The organism is Allosphingosinicella sp., assembly GCF_036387215.1.
Taxonomy (GTDB): Bacteria; Pseudomonadota; Alphaproteobacteria; order Sphingomonadales; family Sphingomonadaceae; genus Allosphingosinicella.
In genome coordinates, this window is the sequence record NZ_DASVUE010000200.1 from 1 (window position 1) to 5,635 (window position 5,635).

The window sequence follows — 5,635 nt, forward strand, 5'->3', positions numbered from 1 at the left end:
GTGGCGGTGAAGCTCGGCGAGCCGAACGACCCGAAGCTACCCGCAACCTCGTTCGACCGCGTCTTCCTCATCCACATGTATCACGAGATCGAGCGGCCGAGCGAGTTCCTGTGGAACCTCCGCCCGGCTCTCAAGCGCCAGGGCAGCGTGGTCGTCGTCGATGCCGACCGCACCACAGACCGCCACGGCACTCCGCCGCGGCTGCTGCTCTGCGAATTCTCGTCCGTCGGGTACGAGCTCACCCGCTTCGAGCGGCTGCCCGACAGCGAATCCTATTTCGCCCAGTTCGAAGCCAAGGGCGCCCGCCCCGAGCCCGGGCAGATCAGGACCTGTCCCGCCTAAAGCAGCCCAAGGCTCCGGAAGCTGCTGCATTCCTCGCCGCCGAAGATGAGGTGATCGTGGAGGCGGATGTCGACGCAGATCGCGGCGGTAGCGAGCGCTTTCGTCGCCGCTTCGTCGGCTGCGCTCGGCCTCGGATCGCCGCTCGGATGATTGTGCGCGACGACGATCCCCGTCGCACCGATCCTGAGCGCCATGCCGACGATCGCGCCCACCGGCAGCTCGGCAAGCCGGTGGCTCCCCGAATCCTCGATCGTAAGCGCCAGGAACCGCGCCTCCGGCCCCAGATGGATCACCGCCACCCGCTCCTCGGTGAGCGAGGCGAAGAAGGGCCGGAGCAGGGTCACGGCATCATCGGCGGTGCTGACGATCACGCACTCGCTTGTGCCAGCTTCCGCTACGAAAAATGCCGGAGAGCGTCTCCGATACGGATGGAGTTCAGTCCGAAACGGATACAATCGCCTTGGATTGCCGCCCCCTCCCCGCCATAACCGCCCCATGCAGCCCTATCACGATCTCCTGGCGCGGATTCTCTCCGAGGGCGTGCCGCAGCAGGACCGCACCGGCGTCGGCACCCTCTCCGTCTTCGGCCACCAGATGCGCTTCGATCTCAGCCAAGGCTTCCCGCTCGTCACCACCAAGAAGCTGCACCTGCGCTCGATCATCATCGAATTGCTGTGGTTCCTCAGAGGGGACACCAACGTCGGCTACCTCAAGGAGAACAAGGTCAGCATCTGGGACGAATGGGCCGACGAGAATGGCAATCTCGGCCCGGTTTACGGAAAGCAATGGCGCGACTGGGAGGGGCCGGACGGCCGCCGCATCGATCAGATCGCGGCCCTGATCCACCAGATCAACACCAACCCGGCCTCCCGCCGCCAGATCGTCTCCGCCTGGAACCCGGCCGAGATCGACCGGATGGCGCTCGCCCCCTGCCACTGCCTGTTCCAGACGCAGGTCGCGGCCGGCAAATTGAACCTCCAGCTCTACCAGCGCAGCGCGGACGTGTTCCTCGGCGTTCCCTTCAACATCGCCAGCTATGCTTTGCTGACGCACATGCTCGCCGATCAATGCGGCCTCGAGCCCGGCATCTTCGTCTGGACCGGCGGCGACTGCCACCTCTATTCGAACCATCTCGATCAGGCCCGCCTCCAGCTCTCCCGCGATCCGCGCCCGCTGCCGAAGCTGACGATCAAGCGCCGCCCGGACGCGATCGATCGATACGCCTACGAGGATTTCGAGATTTCGGGCTACGACCCCCACCCGCACATCGCCGCACCGGTGGCGGTGTGACCGAAATCGTCCTCGTCGTCGCCCGCGCCGATAACGGCGTCATCGGCAAGGACGGCGCGCTTCCCTGGCACATCCCGGCGGACCTCAGGCACTTCAAGGAAGTGACCATGGGAACGCCGATGATCATGGGCCGCAAGACCTTCGAGAGCCTCCCCAAGCTGCTCCCCGGCCGCCGCCACATCGTCCTCACCCGCGACCGCGCCTGGGCCGCGGCGGGCGCCGACGTCGTCCACAGCGTCGAGGAAGCGCTCGCCCGCGCCGATGCGGAGCGGGTGACGGTGATCGGCGGCGCCGAGATCTTCCGCCTGTTCGCGGACCTTGCGACGGCCGTGGAGCTCACCGAAGTGCAAATCGACGCGGAGGGCGACACGCGCATGCCCGCCTTCGATCCCGGGATTTGGCAGGAGGTGAGCCGCGAGCAGCATGTGGCGGAAAACGGCCGCCCGCCCTTCAGCTTCGTCCGCCTCGTCCGGAGAGTCGGCTAGGCACATCAGGCCGCCTTTCCTATAGAGCGCGCATGGAGCGGCTGGACGGCGGCTCGGCGGTTCCGGAGCGGCTTCGCGGGGGCATCGTCGCGCTCGGCAATTTCGACGGATTTCATTTGGGTCACCAGGCGGTCGTCGGCCGCGCGGTGGAGCGTGCCCGTGCCGAAGGCCGTACCGCGCTCGTCGCCACCTTCGATCCGCACCCGGTCCGCTTCTTCAAGCCCGACGTGCCCCCCTTCCGCCTGACGACCCTGGACCAGCGCCAGCGCCTGTTCGCTGCCGCCGGCGCGGACGCGATGCTGGTCTTCCGCTTCGATGCCGAGCTTGCCGCGGTGACCGCCGAGGAATTCGTCTCCGACCGCCTCGTCGCCCGCATCGGGGCGGCCGGCGTCACCACCGGCGAAGATTTCACCTTCGGCAAGGGCCGCGGCGGCAATGTCGAGGTGCTGAAGCGGCTCGGCGCGGAGCACGGCCTCTCCGTCGATGCAGTCTGCCCGGTGGAGGAGGATGGCGAAGCGGTCTCCTCCAGCCGCATCCGCGAGGCGCTCCAGGCCGGCGATTGCGAGACGGCGGCGCGCCTCCTTACCCGCCACTTCGCGATCGAGGGCGTGGTCGAGCATGGCGACAAGCGCGGCCGGACGATCGGCTATCCGACCGCCAACATCGCGCTCGGCAATTATCTGCGCCCGCGCTTCGGGATTTACGCGGTGCGCGGCCGCCTGCCCGACGGCCGGGTGCTTCAAGGCGCCGCCAACCTCGGCGTCCGACCCACCTTCGAGCCGGCCAAAGAGCTGCTCGAACCCTATTTCTTCGATTTCGACGGCGACCTCTACGGACAGGTGATCGAGGTCGAGCTCGTCTCCTTCATCCGCGACGAGCAGAGGTTCGACGGCATCGATGCTCTGAAGGCGCAGATGGACCGGGACTGCGCGGAAGCGCGGCGGCGCCTTGGATGAGCAAGTGGAAGATCGCCGGCATCGCTTTCGCGGCGCTCGCCGTTGCGCTGTCGCTTCTCAACGCCTCCTGGCTTGCGCCGAAGCCAAGGGGAAAGCTGGTCCTCGTCGCCCATCGCGGCCTTGCCCAGCAGTTCAGCCGCGAAGGCGTCGACAACGAGACCTGCACCGCGACGCGCATCCGCAGCCCTGAGCATCTCTTCATCGAGAATACCGTCTTCTCGATGCAGAATGCCGTCCGCTTCGGCGCGGATGCGATCGAGCTCGACGTGCACCCGACCAGCGACGGGCAGATGGTGGTCTTCCACGATTGGACGCTCGATTGCCGCACCAACGGCAAGGGCCCGGTTCGGGCGCATACCCTTGCCGAACTGAAGGCGCTCGACGTCGGCTACGGCTACACGGCCGACGGCGGCAGGACCTACCCGCTCCGCGGCCGCGGCATCGGCGCGATGCCGACCGTGGAGGAGGTGCTCCAGAAGCTCCCGACCATCCGCCTCGTCTTCAACTTCAAGAGCAAGGATCCGCGCGATGCCGACGCCCTCGTCGCGGCGTTCGGCCGCGCCGGCGTCAAGATCGACGACAAATACAGCTTCTACGGCCACCCGCGCGTCACCCGGCGGCTCAGCCAGCTCGTCCCGGGCGCCTGGACCTGGTTCAAGGCGGACATGAAGGCCTGCCTTGCGAATTATCTGAAGTTCGGCTGGACCGGCTTCGTCCCCGGCAGCTGCCGCAACGGCACCGTCGCAATCCCGCTCAACTACCAATGGGCGATCTGGGGCTGGCCCAACCGCTTCCTCGACCGGATGGCGGGGGCCAACACCAAGGTGCTGATCATGGGCGATTATGAAGGCGGGAAGATCTCCGGCATCGAGCGGCCCGAGCAATTGGGGAAGGTCCCGCGGGATTTCCGCGGCTATCTCTGGATCGAGGATTTCTACACCGTCGGCCGCGCCCTCCAGCGATAGTGATTGCAAAATAGGAACTTATCTGGTTCGTGACGAGCCGTGCCTGAGAACCGTTTCCTCCTGAACCACGCGAGCCGCGCCGGCGGCATCCGCCACCGCTCGGGCGGGTCACCCCCCGCATTTCCATGTGACATTCGTGCCATTCGTGCCGCTCGTGAACTTCCGCGCGCTTCTTTGGCGGGTGTTCCCTTGGCGCCCTATCCCCGCTAAGCCCCGCCCCCGACATGTCCGACAAAATCGACTATAGAGATACGGTCTTCCTGCCGAAGACCGACTTCCCGATGAAGGCCGGGCTGGCGCAGAAGGAGCCGGCGATCCTTGCGCGCTGGGCCTCGGAAGACCTCTACAAGCGCCTCCGCGAAGCCCGCGCGGGCGCCGAGCGCTTCATCCTCCACGATGGGCCGCCCTACGCCAATGGCGACATCCATATCGGCCACGCGACCAACAAGATCCTCAAAGACATCATCGTCCGCTCGCGCTCGCTGATGGGCTATGACGCGCCCTACGTGCCGGGCTGGGATTGCCACGGCCTTCCGATCGAATGGAAGGTCGAGGAGCAGTATCGCAAGAAGAAGATGGATAAGGACGAGGTCCCCAAGGACCAGTTCCGCGCCGAATGCCGCGCTTACGCCGAGAAGTGGGTGGACGTGCAGCGCGAGCAGTTCAAGCGCCTCGGCGTGATGGGCGAGTGGGACGATCCCTATCTCACCATGAAGTTCGAGTCCGAGGCGAAGATCGTCGAGGAGCTTCTGAAGTTCGCCGAAAGCGGCCAGCTTTATCGCGGAGCCAAGCCGGTGATGTGGTCGCCCGTCGAGAAGACCGCGCTGGCCGAGGCGGAGGTGGAATATGAGGACATCGTATCCACCCAGATCGATGTTGCGTTCGAGATCACCGACAGCCCGATCAAGGAGCTGATCGCCGCCCATGCGGTGATCTGGACGACCACGCCCTGGACGATCCCGGTGAACCAGGCGATCGCGTACGGCCCGGATGTTCAGTACGTCGTCGTTGGCTTGGACGATCGCAACCTGCTGGTCGCAGAAGCTCTGCTGCCTTCCCTTTCCGTTCGTGTCGAGCGAAGTCGAGACACCCATTCGAGCGAAGTCGAGAAGGAGGGCCTCGGCTCCGCTCGGCAGGGCCCCTCGACTTCGCTCGGGGCGAACGGGGTGATGTGGCGGGGTAAGGGCTCCGACCTCGCCGGCACCGTCGCCCGCCACCCGATGCACCATCTTGGCGGGTTCTTCGCCAAGCCTCGCCCCTTCCTCCCGGGCGAGTTCGTCACCACCGATCAAGGCACCGGGCTCGTCCATATGTCGCCCGATCATGGCGAGGACGATTTCCTGCTGTGCAAGGCCAATGGCATCGACACCGTGTTCGCTGTCGAGGCGGACGGGCGGTACCGCGAGGACTGGCCGTGGCTCGGCGGCCAGGGCAGCGTCATTAACGCCAAGTTCAACGCGCCGGACGGGCCGATCTGCACCGATCTGCGAGAGGCGGGGGCCCTCCTCGCCGCCTCCGCGGACTTCCAGCACAGTTATCCGCACAGCTGGCGCTCCAAGGCCAAGGTGATCTTCCGCGCCACGCCCCAATGGTTCAT

7 protein-coding genes are annotated in these 5,635 nt (G+C 66.2%); 6 read left to right on the top strand and 1 reads right to left on the bottom strand.

Features of this window, described 5'->3' with window-relative positions:
* Positions 1-342: class I SAM-dependent methyltransferase (locus tag VF662_RS08100; protein WP_464139702.1), on the top strand; the 342-nt coding region annotated here is incomplete at its 5' end.
* On the opposite strand, the gene VF662_RS08105 is transcribed toward VF662_RS08100, so the two are convergent.
* On the bottom strand, positions 339-713 hold the full coding sequence (locus tag VF662_RS08105; RefSeq protein ID WP_464139704.1) for a JAB domain-containing protein: 375 nt from the start codon (positions 711-713) through the stop codon (positions 339-341). The genes VF662_RS08100 and VF662_RS08105 overlap by 4 nt on opposite strands.
* Positions 714-837: 124 nt before the next feature.
* On the opposite strand from VF662_RS08105, the gene VF662_RS08110 reads away from it, so the two are divergent.
* From VF662_RS08110 to VF662_RS08130, 5 genes are all read left to right on the top strand, one after another.
* Positions 838-1,632 (top strand): thymidylate synthase, encoded by a 795-nt coding sequence (locus VF662_RS08110; protein ID WP_464139706.1) that lies wholly within the window; start codon positions 838-840, stop codon positions 1,630-1,632.
* Positions 1,629-2,117 (top strand): dihydrofolate reductase, encoded by a 489-nt coding sequence (locus VF662_RS08115; RefSeq protein ID WP_464139708.1) that lies wholly within the window; start codon positions 1,629-1,631, stop codon positions 2,115-2,117. The genes VF662_RS08110 and VF662_RS08115 overlap by 4 nt, the downstream gene beginning before the upstream one ends.
* Positions 2,118-2,149: 32 nt before the next feature.
* Positions 2,150-3,073, top strand: coding sequence for a bifunctional riboflavin kinase/FAD synthetase (locus tag VF662_RS08120; RefSeq protein WP_464139710.1), 924 nt, complete (start codon positions 2,150-2,152; stop codon positions 3,071-3,073).
* A complete protein-coding gene (locus VF662_RS08125) occupies positions 3,070-4,038 on the top strand; it encodes a glycerophosphodiester phosphodiesterase family protein (protein ID WP_464139712.1) in 969 nt (322 codons plus the stop codon). Before VF662_RS08120 ends, VF662_RS08125 begins: the two co-directional genes overlap by 4 nt.
* 224 nt (positions 4,039-4,262) lie before the next feature.
* Positions 4,263-5,635: class I tRNA ligase family protein (locus tag VF662_RS08130; RefSeq protein ID WP_464139714.1), on the top strand; the 1,373-nt coding region annotated here is incomplete at its 3' end.

What these genes read in the sequence shown, in the direction of transcription:
- VF662_RS08110 (WP_464139706.1), top strand. Translation starts at nt 838, where the DNA reads ATGCAGCCCTATCACGATCTCCTGGCGCGGATTCTCTCCGAGGGCGTG.
- VF662_RS08120 (WP_464139710.1), top strand. Translation starts at nt 2,150, where the DNA reads ATGGAGCGGCTGGACGGCGGCTCGGCGGTTCCGGAGCGGCTTCGCGGG.
- VF662_RS08125 (WP_464139712.1), top strand. Translation starts at nt 3,070, where the DNA reads ATGAGCAAGTGGAAGATCGCCGGCATCGCTTTCGCGGCGCTCGCCGTT.